The following is a 20581-nucleotide window of genomic DNA, read 5'->3' as shown; positions in this document are numbered from 1 at the left end:
TTAAAAATTCTTAATAATAAGATATAATTATTAATCTATATAATTAACTATTGAAAAAAGATATTTTCTTAATTTCATTAAGTATCTTCTACACTTTACGTATTAAGGAAATACCATGTTCAAAGAAACTATTTTTAGCAAAATTATTAATCGCGAAATTTCTGTTGATCTAGTTTATCAAGATGAATTGGTTACGGCTTTTCGTGATATTGAACCTAAAGCAGCAATTCATATTTTAATTATTCCAAATACTTTTATCCCAACTATCAATCATGTTAAGTCGATACACGAAAAGATATTAGGTCGTATGATAACTGTAGCAGCAAAAATAGCGTATGACGAAGGTATTTCAAAAGATGGATACCGTTTAATAATGAACTGCAATCGACATAGCGGTCAAGAAGTTTATCATATTCATATGCATTTACTTGGAGGACAACCTCTAGGTCCACTACTATCGATTTAAAGTTTATGTGATGATTAATCTAATAAAAATTACTCTGTATAATATTTTAATTAAATAAGAAACTATTAAATATATAATTTCATACTTTTCATTTTAAATAAAATAGATATTGAAATTAATGTATGAAATACTATCGATATATAAATATGATATTATTTATATTTTATAAATAAATTAACGAATATTAATTAAATGTCTTACTTTATAAATTAAGCTTATAATTATTTAAAATATTTATTTGCATATAAAATGTAAAAGTCAATTAATAGAAAATATATTCCTTTCTATACTAAGATGAGGAGAATTATAATGTTCAAGATACAACAATTTATAATAGTATTGTTTATTATTATACTAAATAGTTGTGCAATTGAGCCAAAAAAAATAAAAAATTCGGTAAAATCTCAAGTAGTAACTCCATCATATTCTACAGAGTCAACAACAATTTTAAAAGATTTAAAGTATAATTTATTACCGTCACAAATAGGAGTAGAAAAAGTACCATATCCACCAAATTTAAAAAATATTGATTGGAAAGCTAGTATGATTCCACTCTTTATGAGCATGAAAAAATCTACTGAAAATATTAGTACAGGTCGTACTTTAGTAGTTGATTGTATGGAAAATTATACTAATGGTTCATTACAAATAGATCAAGCCATAAATGTAATCAGAACAGCTTTAAATAGTGAAGCAAAATTTACTTTAATATCAATAAGTCAGTTAAATAAAGCAAAACAGGAATTTGGTTTATTACCAGATGATCGAATAAATTCACATAGTAAAGGGATTTGGCTATCACGTCTTATTAATGCAGAATATTTACTGTGTAGTACCATGCATGGAAATGTAAAATCACCAACAATAAAAATGCAATTAATGTTGGTTAAAACAGGAGAAATAATTTGGTCAAGTGATAGTATCGCACATTTCTAATCTAATATAAGTTAAAAATTAATATTATTTTTAAAGTTCTACATAAAATCCTACAGGTATATATAATTCTGTTTTTTTAATTAAAAATAGTTTTTTAAAACTTATATTTTTATGAATATATTTAGTAATACTATTTTAAGTTAATTTATATTAAAATATTAATTATTCATAAATTTAAAAGAAAATATTTTTATATATATTAAATACAATTTTTTTCTAATTCATTAATAAAATTTTGTAACCATGCTATACGTATTTTTTGTTCAGTAAGATCACGTGTAAACTTTAAGCGTGTTTCCCCATCAAACTGCCAGTGTTTAGGATGTTTTTGTATTAAATCAATTATCCATATTGGATTTATTTTATGACTTGATGTAAATTCAATAAATCCTCCTTTTTCATTTGCTTTAATTTTAAGAATACCTATTTTATGAGCTATTAATCGAAGGGCAGTAATATCGAATAAAGTAATAGCCACATCTGGTAGCTTACCGAAACGTTCAGTTAGTTCTATTTTAAGCTTATCCAGCTCTTTAATATCTACAACACTCGCAATTTTCTTATAGATAGATAAACGAATATTTATATCAGGAATAAATTTCTCAGGCAATAAAGCAGGTACCATAATTTCAATTTCAGCGGGAATAGGAATTAGATCTTTCAATGATAGCTCACTTCCTGATTTCAAAGCCTTTATAGCATTTTCTAAAATTTCCATATACAAAGTGTATCCTATACTTTCTATTTGACCACTTTGTTCTTCTCCCAATAGTTGACCTGCACCACGAATTTCTAGATCTTGCGTTGCTAAAGCAAAACCAGCTCCTAAATCTTCTAAATCAACAATAGCTTGTAACCGTTGTTGTGCATCAGTAGTTATATTTTGCATTTTTGGTATTAGTAACCAAGCATAAGCTTGATGATATGAACGACCTACTCGACCGCGTAACTGATGTAATTGAGCTAAACCAAAATGATCAGCTCGTTCAATAATTATAGTATTAGCACTTGGTACATCAAGTCCTGTTTCAATAATCGTAGTACAAACTAATACATTAAAACGCTGATGATAAAAATCATTCATAACTCTTTCTAAATCACGTTCACGCATTTTACCGTGTCCAATAGCTATTTGAGCCTCTGGTACTAACTCTATTAGTAATTGTGCAACTTTTTCAATATTATCAATATTATTATATAAATAATACACTTGACCTCCACGTCGTACTTCACGTAGAATTACCTCACGTACTATATTTGTATCATATTCACGAACAAAGGTTTTTACTGGTAAACGACGATCTGGTGGTGAAGAGATAATTGATAAATCTCTTATCCCATTCATTGCCATATTAAGTGTACGTGGGATTGGAGTAGCAGTGAGAGTTAAAATATCAACGTTGCTTTGTAGCGCTTTAATCCGTTCTTTATGACGTACACCGAAACGATGTTCTTCATCTATAATTAATAATCCTAAATCATACCATTTAACATCATTCATTAATAATTTATGAGTACTAATTAATATATCTATTTTCCCTTCACTAACGTTTTTTAATAATTCTTTTTCTTCCTTAAAACTACGAAAACGAGATAACATTTCAATACGTACAGGCCAATTGGCAAATCGATCATGAAAATTATTGTAGTGTTGCTGAGCTAAAAGCGTAGTAGGAACTAATATAGCAACTTGTTTGCAATTTTGTAAGGCAAGAAAAGCAGCACGCATAGCAACTTCAGTTTTTCCAAAGCCGACATCGCCACATATTAAACGATCCATTATTAATGGTTGGCACATATCGTTTAATACTGCATTAATAGCTTGCATTTGATCATTAGTAATTTCAAATTGAAATTCTTTACAAAACATTTCATATGTTTTTTTATTATCATGTACAAAAGCAAAACCAGTTTTAGTAGCACGTTTAGCATAAATATCTAATAACTCAACAGCCACATCACGTATTTTTTCTACTGCTTTTTGACGTGTACGTATCCAAAGATCACTACCTAGTTTATGTAAATGTATGTTTTGATTAGTTACTCCAGTATATTTACTAATTAGATGTAAAGATGAAATTGGTATGTAAAGTTTAGTGTCACCCGCATAAGAAATAATAAGATATTCAGCTTCAATTTTATTTAATGTAATAGTTGTTAATCCTATATATCGTCCTATTCCATGATCTATATGTACGATTAGTTGACCAGGATGTAATTCAATAAGATTACGTATTATTGAATATGGATTAACAATAGATTTATTACTATTGTAATAAAATTCATTAATGATTTGTTTGCTAAATACATCATTTTCGCAAATAAAAGCATAATTTTGTCTAGTATCAATAAAGCCACATTCACTAGCACCTATAATGATGCTATATGAATTCTGTAAATATTCTTTAAAACGTGTTATAGGTTTTGGGTATATTTTTATTTTATCTAATATTTCATATAAACTTTTACGTCGACCTTCATTCTCAACTGAAAAGATTACTTTTCCAGTAAAAGTATTTAAAAAATCACATAAACGATTTATTGATTCGTCTTTAGCCGACGATCCTTTTGTTACTATTTTTGGTATTGCTTTATAACCACAGTTTACATAATTCTTTTTTTTGACTAGTATCTTACTAGTTATTTTTATAGATGGCCATATTTTTAGTTCTTTAAATAGATTATCTGGACTTAACCAGAGTTTTAACGGATTTATAAGTGAATACTTTAGATCAATTTGTTTCTGTTCAAAACGTATATTAGTGTCTTGCCAAAAATCAATAGCATTAGTCTTTAAAAAGCTTCCTGTAATGATTAGCGTATTTTTAGGTAAATAACTAAACAGAGTTGGTAGTTCCTTTTTGAAAAATAAAGGCTGCCAATATTCAATGCCTACAGGAAATTTACCTTTACTAACTTGGTTATAAATATGATCTATTTTATCGCTTCGATTAAAAATCTCGCGCCAACGGCTGCAAAATACTTCAATAGCTATTTTATCTGTAGGAAATTCATGGTCTGGTAATAATTTAATGACTTTAACTTCTTTGATTTGATGTTTATTTTCAATATCAAATAAATGTATACTATCAATTTTATCATCAAAAAAATTAATTCGATATGGAAACTTACTACCTATTGGATAAATATCAAATAATGAACCATGTATAGTGTATTGTCCATAATTAGTTATTTGATTTGCATATGTATATTCAGCTTGTTCCAATTGAGTTCGTAATCTATCAAATGATATTTTTTGTCCTTGATGCATCATTAAAGTATATTTATATAAAAAATCGCGAGGACATACACGTTGCATTATAGTTTTAACTGGCATAATAATAATGCCATGTTTTAAAATAGGAATTTTATATAAAGTAGACAAGCGAGATAAGATAATATCTTTATGCGGTGAAAAGTTATCATATGGTAGCGTTTGCCAATCAAAAAAATAAATAATTGGTAGTTCTGTAAATTGTTTAATTTCTTCTTTTAAGCGGAGAGCAGATTGAATATCTGAAGTAATTATTAATACTGGTCTAGTACTACGTTCTGCAACATTAGCACATTCCAATGCTTTCGCAGCACCTATGATCTGTCCAAATTGATAGTTATTACCAGTTTTAATAGATAGAGTATAACTGTTCTTTTCTAACATGGGTACCGACATGTTTTTTATATAAATTAATTTATTTTAAAGAGTATAGTAATAACATAATCTTTGATTATTTATAAAATATTTATAATAATTTAATTATTTAATAATTTAATTAATTTAGGTAAATTATACAAAAATTTTTATAACTAAAAAGATTAAAAAATAATTCTTTTAATACTAAAAAATAGTAAAAAATATTTTTAATAGTACTTACATTGATAATAATTATTTTTTTAAAAAAATAATCAATAGTTAATTTTACTATGATTACTATAATAATATTTGCTATATAAGTTTTATTTGAATAGATCATTTTTTAAAAAATAAAAATCAATTAATTATCTACTAATATCATGATGAATAGTATGTTTAATATATTTTTATATCTAAAAATAATTTTTATTTATATTTAAAAATTAAATATTCCATAAAATAAGATACTCATTTATCATCCTAACATTTATATAAATAATGTGAAGATTAATTTTATGTATCAACCTGTCTCGTTATTTATTGCTGTTCGTTATATTCACGGACGTACTTCAGACCACTTTGGTCGCTTTATCTCATCATTATCAACTATTGGTATAATATTAGGTACACTATCTCTTATAATAGTTGTATCAGTTATGAATGGATTTGAAAGAGAATTAGAAAATAATATTTTAAACTTAATACCGCAAGCTTTAATTACTAGTGAAAAAGGAAGTATTAATCCAAAACAATTTCATATGCAGCAATTAAAATTGAATGGTATAACACATATAGCACCTCTTACGACATCTAATGTATTATTACAGAGCGTGAGTAATATATCCATGGGTGTGATGCTAGGAATTAATCCAGAAGAATATGATACATTAAGACCTTTTTTAATAGATACAAATATTAGAGTACTTCAACCTGATCAATATAATATAATCATTAGTAAACAACTTAGTACTCAATTAAATATAAAGTATGGCGATAAGCTGCGGTTGATCGTTCCTTCTATTAGTCAATTTACTCCAATAGGGCGTATGCCTAGCCAACGACTTTTTACTGTTGCTGGTATTTATGAAACCGGTACTGAAGTTGATGGGTATCAAATACTAATTAATATACAAGATGCTGGAAAAATAATGCATTTACCTATTGGTAATATTACCGGATGGCGGTTATGGGTTAAAAAACCACTTAAAATTGATCATCTTAGTCAAGAAATAATACCTAATGGTATGATATGGAAAGATTGGCGTGAAAGCAAAGGTGAACTTTTTCGGGCAATGATTATGGAAAAAAATATGATGATTTTACTTTTAAGTTTAATTATATCTGTAGCATCATTTAACATTACAGCATCACTCAATTTATTGATTATGGATAAAAAAGCAGAAATAGCTATATTACAAACACAAGGATTTACTTATAGACAAATTATTACAGTATTTATGTTACAAGGTATTAGCACAGGTATTATTGGTGCATTATTAGGTACTTTATTTGGCTTATTATTAACTAATCAATTAAATAATTTTACCCCAGTGATAAATTTACTTTTTAATAGAACAAAATTTCCAGTAGATATCAAGATAGGACAAGTATTTACCATTTCATTAACTTCAATAGTAATATCAATACTTTCAACTTTATATCCTGCATGGAAAGCTAGTTCTAATAAACCTGCTGAGACTTTACGTTATGAATAATAGTCCTTTATATCCTTTATTAAAGTGTACTAATCTTTGTAAGAGCTATCAAGAAGGTCATGTCCAAACCAAAGTGCTAGATAATATATCTTTTAGTGTGCAATCAAATGAATTGATGGTAATTATTGGTAGTTCTGGATCTGGAAAGAGTACGTTATTACATTTATTAGGTGGTCTCGATAATCCTAGTTCAGGTGATATAATCTTTGATGGTAAGTTATTGAATAAGATGTCATCATTAGATAAAGCAAAATTACGTAATCGTCAACTGGGGTTTATTTATCAATTTCATCATTTATTACCAGATTTTACTGCAGTAGAAAATGTGGCAATGCCACTATTAATTAATAAACTTTCTAAAACTGAAACTCAAGATCGTTCTATAGAAATGTTAATAGCAGTAGGTTTAGAAAAGCGTGCTTTACACTTTCCTTCAGCCCTTTCTGGCGGTGAACGTCAACGAGTAGCAATTGCTCGTGCGTTAGTAAATCATCCACAATTAGTTTTAGCTGATGAACCTACCGGAAATTTAGATGCTTTTAATGCTGAGGCTATTTTTCAATTACTAAAAAAATTTAACTCACAACAAAAAACAGCCTTTTTAATAGTAACTCACGATTTACAAATGGCGAAACGTTTTAATAGAAAAATGCAAATGTTAGATGGTAAGCTAAGTAATTACTTAACATAGGAAATTCTAATGCGTTTATCGGTATCATTATTATTAGGTCTACGTTTTAGTCGTAAGCATCGAATGCTCAGTATATCAAATATGGGCATTGCCATCGGAGTAGCTGTTTTAATTATTGGATTAAGCGCCATGAATGGCTTTGAACGTGAACTTAGAAACCGAATTTTAGCTGTAGTACCGCATGGTGAAATTGAACCATTTAATCATCAACAATTGTTTAATTGGGAAAGAATGATTACTACTATTGAAAAAATTCCAGGTATTAAAATTGCCACACCATATATTAATTTTACTGCCATTATAGATAAAGGAACAAAAATACATATTTTACAGATAAAAGGCATTGATTTAAAGCATAAAACATATTTTAATTCTTTATCAAATTTTATTATAGGTAATAATTGGCAATTCATAGAAGGTAAGCAGCAAATCCTTCTTGGAGCAGGAATTAGTAAAACTCTTCAAGTAAAACCTGGTGATTGGATTACCATTTTTATTCAAGGAGATGAAAATAGTAATCATTCAATATTCAATCGGCCAAAAAGTATTCGTTTACAGGTTACTGGTATAATACAAATACATAGTATCTTAGATTATAATTTAGCATTAATACCTCTAATGGATGCACAACGCTATCTAAAAATAGGTAATAATATTACCGGTATTACAGTAATTATGAATAATCCATTTCAAGCTCAAAGTCTAGTACGTAAAGCCGCTAATGTTACGCAATCTGATGTTTATATCCGTAATTGGATTAATACTTATGGTTATATGTACCAAGATATCCAAATGATTCGTGCTATTATATACTTAGCAATGTTCTTAGTGATAGGTGTAGCATGTTTTAACATTGTCTCGACATTAGTTATAGAAGTAAAGAAAAAAAGTAAAGATATTGCTATTTTACGAACATTAGGAGCAAATGATCATTTAATTCGTAATATTTTTATTTGGTATGGATTATTATCAGGATTGCTTGGTAGTACTTTAGGAATTTTATTTGGAGTAGTTATTTCTCTAAATTTAACGACAATTATGCATAAAATAGAACATGTTATAGGGTATCAGATATTATCTAAAGATATTTATTTTATTGATTTCTTTCCATCTAAATTATATTGGGTTGATTTAATTTATGTATTAACAATAGCTATTATATTAAGTATAATGGCTAGTTGGTATCCATCTCGTCGTGCAAGACTTATTGATCCTGCTCGCATGCTTAGTGGAGGTTTAAATTAAATATTTAAGAATACATTATAATCAATAACTATATAATATAGTATATAGTTAATAGTTATTTGATTTTAATAATTTAAATTAAAAAACAAAATCGAAGTGCAGCTAAAAATGTTGTAAAAAAGGAGATTTTTATGCTTGTGCCAAGAAACAGAATACGATTATCTCGTTATAAAAAAAATCGCCGTAAAGTACATCAACGTTTTCGTCAGCGTATTTTTGATCGCGATCGTAAAACAAATCTTATTTAAGATCCAATATCATATATTATTTTGCTATAAAATTAATAACATGAATTTATAATGCTCTAATATATACTAAATTTAATTTAATAAAAATAAATTTAGTATATACTTAAGTTATGCAACTTAAGTATCAATGGATTATATGATTTAGAGAACGGTTTAATTCTTTATCATATTGTGATCATTATTGATTATTTTTAAGTTTTTGAAATAATGTTTCATATTGTAAATTAGCATCACCAACATCATTTTGCCATTCGCCTTTTTGGATTACTTCAGGTGGTGGATAAAGTAATGGATCTTTTGCAATTTCTTTAGGAAGTAATTTTTTAGCTGTTAAATTTGCTGTAGGATAACCAATCATTTTTACTATTTTTGCTGCAATATCTGGACGTAAGAGAAAATTAATAAGTTTTAATGCTCCTTCTTTGTTTTGTGCTTTAGATGATATTGCTAAATTATCCATCCAGAAAATACTTCCTTCTTCAGGCCAAATGACTTGTAGTGGTATTCCTGCTTTACGAGCAACATATGCAGAACCATTCCAAATCATTCCTATTTTTACTTCTCCTTCAATAAATGGATTACCAGGATTATCTGAATTAAAAGCGAGTACATTTGGCATTAATTTTTGAAGTTCTTTATAGGCAGCATAAATTTTCTTATAATCTTGTGTATTGCCTGAATATCCTAATTTTCTTAATGCTACTTGAAAAACTTCGCGTGCATCATCAGTTAATAATAAGCTCAATTTATATTCTGGGTTCCATAAATCGGCCCAACGAGTAATTTTTTTTGCATCTACTAGATCTGTATTAATCCCTATAGATGTAGCTCCCCAAATGTAAGGAATAGAATAATTATTATTAGGATCAAATGGTTTATTTAATAAATTAGGATCAAGATTATGAAAATTGCTTAGTTTAGATTTATCAATTTTTTGTAGCATTCCTTCATTACGCATTTTTGCAATAAAATAAGTAGAAGGAACGATCAAATCATATACACCATTTTTCCAAGTTTTCAGCTTGGCATACATGCTTTCATTAGATTCATAGGTGGAATAAATTACTTTAATTCCAGTTTCCTTAGTAAATTGTTCTAATAATCCAGACGGAACATATTCAGTCCAATTATAAAAATAAATTATTTCACTATCAACAGCTTTTACTATTTGTGTGCTTATTATCAATATTAATATCAATATTAATTGTTTTTTTATGAAGCAATATTTTTTTTTCATATATTTCCTAAGGGCTTAGTTTTATCACGGAACAATAGTTGACTCGTGATTAATATTAACAATGACAATAACATTAAAATAGTTGCTAAAGCATTAATTTCTGGAGATACACCAATTTTTACCATTGAATAAATTTTTAGCGGTAATATTTCAAAAGTTGGATTGGTGACAAATGAAGAAATTACTATATCATCCATAGATAACGTAAAACTTAATAACCAACTTGCAATAATGGCTGGAAGCATTAATGGTATAAGAATTTTATATAAGATAGTAATTTCTCCAGCACCAAGATCTTTCGCTACTTCTAAAATACGCTTATCAAACCCATTTAAGCGAGAATATATAGTAATAACAACAAACGGTAAACAAAATGTTATATGAGATAATAATAAAGACCAAAAACCAAGTGAAATACCCATTAACATGAATAAAACTAGTAATGAAATTGCCATTAAAATATCTGGAGACATAATTACTATAAAAAGCATACTACTAATGAATAATTTAGCACGAAAATTATATCTATATAAAGCTATCGCAGTTAGTAAACCGATAAATGTAGCAAAACTAGCTGATAACATAGCTATAATTATAGAATGCTGTGCTGCTTGAATTAAACTATCATTTTTTATAAGTAATTTATACCATTGAATACTGAAACCTTGCCAAATAATACCAAATCGAGAAATATTAAAAGAATTAATAATTAATATTAATATAGGAATATAAAGCCAAGCATAAATGCTATATGTAAAAATTATACGTACCCAACGTAAAATCATTATAAATTCACTTTGTCATCTAAAAAACGTATTGTGTACCAATAAATTAATAGCATCAATCCCATTAGAAAAATCATTACTACACTAGTAGCAGATCCGAAAGGCCAGTCACGTATATTAAGAAATTGGTTTTTAATTATATTACCTATCATTAAATTTTTTGCTCCTCCCATTAAATCAGTTATATAAAATAAACCCATCGCTGGAATAAATACTAGTAACCAACCAGCAATAATACCAGGGAGAGTAAGAGGAAGTATAATTTGAATAAATATTTGTAAATTACTAGCACCTAGATCACGAGCTGCTTCTAAATAGGACTTATCTATTTTTTCTAGACTTGAGTAAAGAGGTAATACCATAAATGGAAACAAGATATAAATTAGTCCAAGAATGATTGCAGTAGTTGTATACATAATATGAAATGGTATATCTATTATGCCTAACCATAATAAAAAATGATTTAACCATCCACGTGTGCTTAAGAAAATTTTTAGACCATAAATTCTAATTAATGAATTTATCCAAAAAGGAATAATTAATAAAAATAACATTAATGGACGAATATAAATTGATAATTGATTTAAACACCAAGCAAAATAATAACCAAGTAATAAACAACATACTGTAGCTATAAACGCTATATAAAGCGAATGTAGTAGTACTTGTATATATAAAGGATCAAATAGCTTACGGTAGTTGTTCAATGTAAAGGGCATACTAATAAAATGTACATTATTGCTCTTAAGAAAGCTGGTAATCAAAATCATTAAATTAGGCAAAAGAACAAATAGTGCTAACCAAGTAAAAATTAAAGTAATAATAATTTTTTTTAAGTAATTACACATGATGTTCATATGGCAATACCATCTCTCTATTAGGTATCCACTTTATAATGATTTTTTGATTTAAAAAATCATCATAATCTAAATTATCTTCATTAAAAAATTCACTTATTGTTAACATTTTACCATTTTCTAATTCAACAATAGATTCTAATATCATTCCTTTGTAGTTACGTGCGCGTACATATCCAACTAAATAATTACCAGCACAATTATTATTATTCATTCCCTTAACACGTAAGTCTTCAGGACGTAGTAAAACATATATTTTTTCTCCAATTTTAACAGAAAATGGACAATTAATATCACATTCATGTCCTTCAAAATGTACTCGTATAATAGGTGCATTATCTCTATTCATAACCTTGGCATAAAATACATTAATTTCACCAATAAAACTTGCTACGAATAGATTATTAGGTTTTTCATAAATCTCACGTGGAGTTCCTTGTTGTTCAATCTTTCCATCACGCATCACCACTATACGATCTGAGATAGCCAATGCTTCTTCTTGATCATGAGTAACAAATATGAAAGTAATACCTAGTTTGCGTTGCAGAGCTTTTAACTCATTTTGCATTTGACGACGTAATTTATAATCTAAAGCTGATAGAGATTCATCTAATAAAAGTACTTTAGGACGATTGACTATTGCACGAGCTATTGCAACTCGCTGTTGTTGACCACCTGAAAGTTGATGTGGACGACGATCAGCAAGTCCATCCATTTGCACCATTAATAATACTTGATTTACACGCTTAGTTATCTCGATACCTTCAACTTTTTTCATCCGTAAACCAAAAGCTATATTTTCAAAAACTGACATATGAGGAAAAAGTGCGTAACTTTGAAATACAGTATTAGTATGACGTTGTTCAGCTGGTATATTAGTAATATCATGCTCATCAAGAAAAATACGACCACTATCAACTTCTTCTAATCCAGCTATTAAACGTAAAATAGTGGTTTTTCCACAACCAGATGGGCCAAGTAAAGTTATAAACTCACCATGATGAATATTTAAATCAAAAGAAGAAATAATACTTTTACCGTCAAATTTTTTACTAATAGCAGAAAGTGTGACTAAAGGTTTTTTTAAACTTATTGGCTTCATTTTATTGAACTCAGTTTAATTCAAGGAAACAAGCTAATCGCCAGAAGAGACATAGTGTAATTTAATGATGGGAATAATAATACCTACTAAAAATTAGGATAATGTTACATTTTAGCGAGTGATAAATATGGTAGATGTTAAAAAATAATCTAATAGAAATTTACTTTCAAAGCAATATTTAATTATATTCTACTAATATAGTAGAAATATTATAAATTTATAGGATTAATAATATCATTTTTACTAAATTACTAATTATAATATTCCTTTATTCAAAGGATAAATAATTATATGGAAAAAATTAGTTTTTTAATAGATTTTATTAATTAAATAAATTTAGTTAAAGATTATTTAAGTTCATCAACTAATTGAACAGCGTATCCAAGATAACATGCTGGAGTCATTTTTTTTAAACGAGTTTTTTCTTCTTTTGGTAATTTTAAACTATCAATAAAATTTTTTATATCAATCTCATTTATATGTTTACCTCGAGTAAAAGTTTTTAGTGTTTCGTATGGTTTTTTAATACCGTAACGACGCATTACAGTTTGAATTGGTTCTGCTAGTATTTTCCAGTTAGAATTTAATTCTTGCAAAAGATTTTCTTGATTAACTTCTAACTTAGATATTCCATTTAGTACTGAATTATAAGCAATCAAAGAATACCCAAGACCAACACCAAGATTACGTAACAAAGTAGAGTCTGTTAGATCGCGTTGCCAACGAGAAATTGGTAATTTACTAGCTAAATGCTGCATTATAGCGTTAGCTAAACCAAGATTTCCTTCAGAATTTTCAAAATTAATTGGATTGACTTTATGTGGCATTGTAGATGAACTAATTTCTTTAGAAATAATTTTTTGTTTAAAAAAATTAAGTGCAATATAACCCCAAATATCACGATTAAAATCTATAAGAATAATATTAAAACGTACAATACAATTAAATAATTCAGCAATATAATCGTGCGGTTCAATTTGGGTAGTATACGGATTCCAGGTAAGACCTAGTGATGTAACAAATTCTTCACTTAATTCATGCCAGTTAATCTTTGGATAAGCTGCTACATGGGCGTTATAGTTGCCAACAGCACCATTGAATTTTCCAAGTATCTCAATTTGATTTAATTGAAGCAATTGGCGTTTCATACGGTATACCACATTTGCCATTTCTTTACCAATAGTCGAAGGTATAGCTGGTTGACCATGGGTACGTGCTAAAAAAGGGATATCTTTATATTCTCGTGCTAAAGTTTGTACAGCATAAATAATTTTTTCCCATAATGGGATTATTATATCACAACGTGCCATTTTTAGCATAAGAGCATATGACAAATTATTAATATCTTCAGAGGTACAGCCAAAGTGTATAAATTCAGATACGCCACATACAACAGGAATATGTACTAACTTTTCTTTAAGAAAATATTCAACTGCTTTCATATCATGATTAGTATCACGTTCAATATTTTTGATGATTTCAGCATCTTTTTCACTAAAATTGATAAATATGTTATCAAGAATAGCATTTATATCTGCATCAAACATAGGAACTTCTTTGATCTCTACTGTTGTAGATAATTTCTTTAACCAATAAATCTCAATTTTTATCCGAAATTTAAATAAACCATATTCACTAAAAATATCTCGTAATGAATTAATTTTATCTCCATAACGACCATCAATAGGAGAAACGGCTGTTAGAAAAGATAATCCCATTAATAATACTCCTAAATTATTTAATAATTATATTATGTTTTAAATCAATAAGATGTACTCAATCGGGATAAAATGGTTTTTGCTTCTTCTAATAATTTCTGTCGCGAAAACATTAACTGTAGGCGACTACCACCTATTTGTTGCCATAGAACTGCAGAACGTATACCGGTTAAAAGAATAGCACGTACCTTGCATTGTACTTGTATATTTTGTAATACTTGGGAGCCAGTTACTTGAATACGAGGACCTAACGGACTGATTATATCAAGATAAATACTACTTATAATATTAATAATAGTATCAGATTCTAATTCATAATGTACCCTTTGGCGATCTAGCTGATTAATCCTCTCGATAAGGTTAGATTGTGCTTGTTTATTCCCTTTTAATTTACGTTCTAACATCATTAAGCTAAGAGTATACCGCATTAATTCTATGTTTCCCTTCCGATGATTATGACTGTTTAATACAGTTAACAATGTTTTCAATCCTAAGTACAAATTATTTTCATCATTATTAAATACAGCTAATGTTGATTTAGGATTGATATGAAGTAGACTACTCAATGAAACGCTGAGCGCAGCATCATGACAATATCCTTTATGTGCTAATTGTTGTACCATATAAGCTGATTGACATACTCCAGACAATGCTAAGGTAATTTCATAATAATTTTTAGCCACGCTTAACTCCTTACTAATATTCTGATAATAAATAATCAGTTTTTTATTAGAGGTAGGCGTTGTTCAATAATTCCGCCTCCAAGGCATATATCACCAAGATATAATACAATTGATTGACCAGGAGTAACTGCTATAATTGGCTCATCAAAATGTATTTCTATGGAATCATGTCTGTAAGATATCAATTTACATGGAACATCTTTTTGACGATAACGAATTTTTGCTGTACATCGTAGTGGTATTATAATAGCTTTTTGATTTACCCAATGTAACTGTTTTGCAATCAAACCCACTGACATTAACTGAGGATGTTTACTACCTTGTGCTATAATGAGATTATTTTGGTCTAGATCTTTGTCGACAACATACCAAGGCAGTCCATTGTTGTTGTAATGTTTTTGTCCACCAATACCTAATCCTTTACGCTGACCTAATGTGTAATACATTAATCCTTGATGTATCCCGACAATTTCTCCATTAACAGTCTTTATTGCTCCTGGTTTAGTAGGAAGATAACGACTAAGAAAATTATAAAGTTTTCTTTTTCCAATAAAGCATATACCAGTTGAGTCTTTCTTCTTTGCATTAATTAACCCAATATCTTCAGCTATACGCCTAACTTCATTTTTTTTTAATGTACCAACAGGGAATAAACTTTTTGCTATTTGTTGCTGATTTAAAGTATAAAGAAAATAGCTTTGATCTTTATTTTGATCAAATCCACGTAATAGATAGTAATTACCGTTTTTATTTTGGCTACGTACGTAATGTCCAGTAGCAATAAAATCTGCATTAAGATCTTCTAATGCAAAATCAAGAAAAACTTTAAACTTAATTTCTTTATTACATAAAATATCAGGATTTGGAGTACGACCAATTCTATGTTCTTTAAGAAATAATTCAAATACATAATCCCAATATTCTGATGCAAAATTAATTTTGTGTAATTTAATTCCAAGTGTATGACATACAATCTTTACATCATTTAAGTCGTCGTTTGCAGTACAATGATCATTATCATCTTCTTCCCAGTTTTTCATGAATACACCTTCAACATGATAACCTTGCTTTTGCAATAACCAAGCAGAAACAGAAGAATCTACGCCTCCTGACATACCAACAATTACTTTTTTTTCATTATTGTAAAACATTAAGCACTCTTAGTAATAATGAATAATATTAAAATATAGAAGATTTATACGAAAAAATTTTATCAAATATATTTATTTTTTACTTAATAATAAATATGTTATTTACGAATAATTCTGATATTTATTTCATGAACATTTTAATGATGATTAAATCACTCTTATTTAATTCAATATAACTATCATAATTATCTAAATTTAAATATTAATTTTGGATAATTATGAATAATAATTTTTATTATACCATATTTAGTCAAATAAAATATTTAATTAATAAAATTATGTAAACAATTAATCCATCTATATAGATATTTAATTTAGTTTGATCCTAAAATTAATTTATTATTTAAGTCTATTTACTAGTGAATTAATATAATTTAATAACTTATATATTAATATAATTATTTTCAGTAAGCATTTAGTAATATCGTTAATAAAAAATTTTAATCAATAAATTCCTCTTAATTATCAATATATCTTAAAATAACATAAAAAATATATTTTGCTATATAGTATCTATTACTTTTCTTATTTAATTAAACAAGGTATATTATTTTACATATTAATTTAAGAAAAATTATAGTTTATTTTAAAAAATTAAATAAATATTTTTATATTTAAATCTAATTTAAAAAATATTAATTATAAATAAAAAATTTATAGATAATATCTATTGACATTACAAAAATAATAATAATGTTATAGATATTTATCAATATCAATATCAATATCAATATCAACAGATAATTAAGATATTGATTAGAAAAGAGGATATTTAAATGGAGAGTAAAGTATTTGTTCCAAGAAAAGGGCAGAAGATTATTCTACATAAAGGTAAAATGATTATTCCAAATAATCCAATTATTCCATATATTGAAGGAGATGGTATAGGTATTGATATTTGTCCTATCATGATAAAAGTTGTCGATGCTGCTGTAAAGAAATCTTATAATAATATAAAAAAGATTTCTTGGATGGAAATTTATGCAGGTCAGAAATCAGTTGAACTCTATGGTTCCCATTGTTGGTTACCACGTGAAACTATAGATTTTATTAGAGAATATCGAATTGCTATTAAAGGACCATTAACTACACCAATTAGCACTGGTATACGTTCTTTAAACGTTAAATTACGTCAAGAACTAGATTTATATATTTGTTTACGTCCGATACGATATTATAAAGGTACTCCGAGTCCATTAAAGCATCCAGAAGATACTAATATGATCATTTTCCGTGAAAATTCTGAGGATATTTATACAGGTATTGAATGGAAAGCTAATTCCGTAGAAGCTAAAAAAATAATCAAATTTTTACATGAAGAAATGCAAGTTACGAACATTCGTTTTCCTAATAAGTGTGGAATAGGTATAAAACTATGTTCTGAAGAAGGAACCAAGCGTCTTATTAGAGCAGCAATTCAGTATGTTATCACTAATAATAGAGATTCATTAACTATAGTACATAAAGGAAATATTATGAAATTTACTGAAGGATCATTTAAAAAATGGGGATACAATTTAATACAAAATGAATTTGGTGGTAAATTTATTAATAGTAGTGATTCATATATGAATTTTAAAAATCCTAATACTGGTAAAAATATTATTATTAAAGATGTGATTGCTGATTCTTTTTTACAGCAAATTTTAATGAGACCAAAAGATTATGATGTTATTGCCTGTATGAATTTAAATGGTGATTATATTTCAGATGCACTTGCAGCTCAAGTTGGGGGTATAGGTATCGCTCCTGGTGCAAATATAGGAGATGAATGTGCTTTATTTGAAGCTACTCATGGTACTGCACCTAAATATGCAGGTCAAAATAAAGTAAATCCAGGTTCTATAATCTTATCAGCTGAAATGATGTTACGTTATATGGAATGGTATGAAGCAGCAAATTTAATAATTAAAGGTATGGAAAAAACAATTGCAAATAAAACTGTAACATATGATTTTGAGCGTTTAATGTTTGATGCTAAATTATTAACATGTTTAGAGTTTGGTGAAGAAATTATTGCTAATATGTAATTGCATATTTAAAATAATAAAATATAGTTATTTATAATACTATATAAATACCACTTTATTACATAGTTTACTCCATGAGTATCAATTAATATATAGCTAAAATTAAATAATGTTTTTTGTTTATCAAATTTCTTATTTTAAGAATAAATGCTTAAGGTAGTTTTACTATTTATTATTTATTTAAATATTTGAACATATGGTTTTTATTAAAAAATTGATGTTAATGACTAATATAAATAGTGCATGAAACTTTTATGACTTAATGAAGTAAGTTAGTAAAATATCTTAATTTTAACTTTATATGTTAAATATTTTATATTTAGTTAAATTAACAATTAAATTACTTTATTATTTTATTTTTTCTAATTTATAAACGTATAGATTAATGAAAATAGTTAATTATATGTTTATTTAAATATCAAAATGATTAAAAATATGAATATAATATGTATATGTATAAGTTGGTGCTTAACTAATAATTAATATAAAAAATGCCCATATTAATTATTAGTTAAGCACCATATATTCAACATTTTAAAAAAATAAAAGATTTATATCATTTATTAATGAATATTATAGACAATAATTAAGATTTATTTAATATTAATTTTGAATAATGTATTATATTGATATTTAAAATATTAGTATAATACATTATTCAAAATAATAACTATTATTATAATTTATATTTAATAGGACAATTGATTTATAATCATTTTATTTTAGGTGGATATGATAAATAATAATTATTATTATAAAAATAAAAATTTAATCGTGAAAATATTTATTTTTATAACCTTATTACTTACTGGCTGCGCAAAAGGAATAAGAAAAGAATTTTCTTTTAAAAATATTTTTTTTACTCAATATCCATCTCTAAAAATACATAAATTAAATAAAAACAACAATTGGGAAAGACTGACAGAAAATGCTGCTAATCATTATGGTGTTGATAAAAAGTTAATAAATGCCATAATAAATGTTGAGTCTGGAGGTAATCCTAATGCAGTAAGTAGTTCACATGCTGTTGGTTTAATGCAAATTAAAGCATCAACAGCTGGTCGTGAAGTTTATTATTCGCAAGGTCGTAAAGGGCAACCATCTTTTTTAGAGTTACGAGATCCAGTAAACAATATTAATATTGGTGTAGCTTATATAAAAATTTTGCAAAGTTCAATGCTTGCAGGTATACGTAATCCACTTACACTACGTTATGCAACAATTGTATCTTATGCAAATGGAGCTAGTGCTTTATTACGTACTTTTGATAATAATAGAAATCGTGCTATTGCAATGATTAATATAATGACACCAGATCAATTCTATCAACACGTGGAAAATAAACATCCAGCATCTCAAGCTCAACTATATTTATGGAAAGTAACTAGAGCATATCGTATTATGAATTAATATATTCATATATTAACTATTATTAAAAGGCAAACATAATATTTTTATTAAAATGGTTGTTAATTTATATATTACAATGTTGTACTTTATTATATTTTATTGTTTTTTTATAAAAAATACATATTTAATTTTATAAGTTATTTCTATATAAATGAATATTTTTATTTAACTATTTTAATATAATATACTTATACATATAAACTTTATAAAAGTTTATATGTATAAGTATATTAGTATCTTTTTATTTCCCTATGCTAATAAAATAGCTAAAATAATTTAGCAATTTAAGGAGTTATGAATGGGTATTCTTTCATGGATTATTTTTGGACTTTTTGTAGGTATCATAGCTAAATGGATTATACCAGGTAAAGATAACCACCGTGGAGTTATATTTACAATTATTTTAGGAATTATTGGTGCATTAGTTGGAGGTTGGATTAGTACATTGTTTGGTTTTGGAAAAGTAGATGGTTTTAACTTTACTAGTCTTTTGGTTGCAGTGATTGGTTCTATTATTATTTTATGGTTTTATCGACAAATACGTAGATAATTAATCAAATATTTTAAAATTAAAATTAATTAGTATTATTAATATTAATAGTATATGTACTTAAACTAATTTTTCTAAATTACTTATTAATTTTAATTTATTTAATTAGCATAATCATAAATTATA

At 26.8% G+C, this 20581-nt stretch carries 16 protein-coding genes and 1 pseudogene; 9 read left to right on the top strand and 8 right to left on the bottom strand.

What is annotated here, in order from left to right:
* Positions 1-115: 115 nt before the first annotated feature.
* Positions 116-466, top strand: a complete 351-nt coding sequence (locus FD728_RS01665; protein ID WP_159934165.1) for an HIT domain-containing protein — start codon at positions 116-118, stop codon at positions 464-466.
* Between the two features lie 309 nt (positions 467-775).
* Entirely contained in the window at positions 776-1402 is a 627-nt protein-coding gene (locus tag FD728_RS01660; protein ID WP_159934163.1) for a penicillin-binding protein activator LpoB, read from the top strand.
* A 199-nt stretch (positions 1403-1601) separates the two neighbouring features.
* On the opposite strand, the gene mfd is transcribed toward FD728_RS01660, so the two are convergent.
* Complete coding sequence (mfd, locus tag FD728_RS01655; RefSeq protein WP_159934161.1) at positions 1602-5060, bottom strand: transcription-repair coupling factor; 3459 nt, start codon at positions 5058-5060, stop codon at positions 1602-1604.
* 488 nt (positions 5061-5548) lie between these two features.
* On the opposite strand from mfd, the gene lolC reads away from it, so the two are divergent.
* The 4 genes and pseudogenes from lolC to FD728_RS01635 form a co-directional block, all read left to right on the top strand.
* Entirely contained in the window at positions 5549-6748 is a 1200-nt protein-coding gene (gene lolC / locus FD728_RS01650) for a lipoprotein-releasing ABC transporter permease subunit LolC (RefSeq protein WP_159934159.1), read from the top strand.
* Entirely contained in the window at positions 6741-7439 is a 699-nt protein-coding gene (lolD, locus tag FD728_RS01645) for a lipoprotein-releasing ABC transporter ATP-binding protein LolD (RefSeq protein WP_159934157.1), read from the top strand. Before lolC ends, lolD begins: the two co-directional genes overlap by 8 nt.
* A gap of 9 nt (positions 7440-7448) precedes the next feature.
* Positions 7449-8684 (top strand): lipoprotein-releasing ABC transporter permease subunit LolE, encoded by a 1236-nt coding sequence (gene lolE, locus FD728_RS01640; protein WP_159934155.1) that lies wholly within the window; start codon positions 7449-7451, stop codon positions 8682-8684.
* Between the two features lie 131 nt (positions 8685-8815).
* Positions 8816-8926, top strand: a pseudogene (locus FD728_RS01635) (NAD-dependent protein deacylase); the annotation flags it as partial.
* 184 nt (positions 8927-9110) lie between these two features.
* Here FD728_RS01635 and potD read toward each other — a convergent pair.
* The 7 genes from potD to mnmA form a co-directional block, all read right to left on the bottom strand.
* A complete protein-coding gene (potD, locus tag FD728_RS01630; protein ID WP_159934153.1) occupies positions 9111-10169 on the bottom strand; it encodes a spermidine/putrescine ABC transporter substrate-binding protein PotD in 1059 nt (352 codons plus the stop codon).
* Positions 10166-10954 (bottom strand): spermidine/putrescine ABC transporter permease PotC, encoded by a 789-nt coding sequence (gene potC / locus FD728_RS01625; protein WP_159934151.1) that lies wholly within the window; start codon positions 10952-10954, stop codon positions 10166-10168. Before potC ends, potD begins: the two co-directional genes overlap by 4 nt.
* Positions 10954-11811, bottom strand: a complete 858-nt coding sequence (gene potB, locus FD728_RS01620) for a spermidine/putrescine ABC transporter permease PotB (RefSeq protein WP_159934149.1) — start codon at positions 11809-11811, stop codon at positions 10954-10956. The genes potC and potB overlap by 1 nt, the downstream gene beginning before the upstream one ends.
* Entirely contained in the window at positions 11795-12913 is a 1119-nt protein-coding gene (gene potA, locus FD728_RS01615) for a spermidine/putrescine ABC transporter ATP-binding protein PotA (protein WP_159934147.1), read from the bottom strand. The genes potB and potA overlap by 17 nt, the downstream gene beginning before the upstream one ends.
* Before the next feature lie 347 nt (positions 12914-13260).
* Entirely contained in the window at positions 13261-14631 is a 1371-nt protein-coding gene (gene purB / locus FD728_RS01610) for an adenylosuccinate lyase (protein ID WP_159934145.1), read from the bottom strand.
* A 44-nt stretch (positions 14632-14675) separates the two neighbouring features.
* On the bottom strand, positions 14676-15314 hold the full coding sequence (hflD, locus tag FD728_RS01605; RefSeq protein ID WP_159934143.1) for a high frequency lysogenization protein HflD: 639 nt from the start codon (positions 15312-15314) through the stop codon (positions 14676-14678).
* Positions 15315-15349: 35 nt separating this feature from the next.
* On the bottom strand, positions 15350-16465 hold the full coding sequence (gene mnmA / locus FD728_RS01600) for a tRNA 2-thiouridine(34) synthase MnmA (protein ID WP_159934141.1): 1116 nt from the start codon (positions 16463-16465) through the stop codon (positions 15350-15352).
* 776 nt (positions 16466-17241) lie between these two features.
* On the opposite strand from mnmA, the gene icd reads away from it, so the two are divergent.
* The 3 genes from icd to FD728_RS01585 all read left to right on the top strand — a co-directional run bounded on the left by icd (position 17242) and on the right by FD728_RS01585 (position 20455).
* Positions 17242-18495, top strand: a complete 1254-nt coding sequence (gene icd / locus FD728_RS01595; RefSeq protein WP_159934139.1) for an NADP-dependent isocitrate dehydrogenase — start codon at positions 17242-17244, stop codon at positions 18493-18495.
* Between the two features lie 732 nt (positions 18496-19227).
* Positions 19228-19905: a transglycosylase SLT domain-containing protein gene (locus tag FD728_RS01590; RefSeq protein WP_159934137.1), complete on the top strand. Its 678-nt coding sequence runs from the start codon at positions 19228-19230 to the stop codon at positions 19903-19905.
* A gap of 298 nt (positions 19906-20203) precedes the next feature.
* Positions 20204-20455, top strand: coding sequence for a GlsB/YeaQ/YmgE family stress response membrane protein (locus FD728_RS01585; RefSeq protein WP_159934135.1), 252 nt, complete (start codon positions 20204-20206; stop codon positions 20453-20455).
* Positions 20456-20581 lie beyond the last annotated feature (126 nt).

Origin of the sequence: Pantoea sp. Aalb (genome assembly GCF_009829985.1) — a bacterium.
GTDB lineage: Bacteria > Pseudomonadota > Gammaproteobacteria > Enterobacterales > Enterobacteriaceae > SZZU01.
The sequence above is the reverse complement of the archived record's forward strand: the minus strand, read 5'-3'. Positions and strand labels throughout refer to the sequence as shown.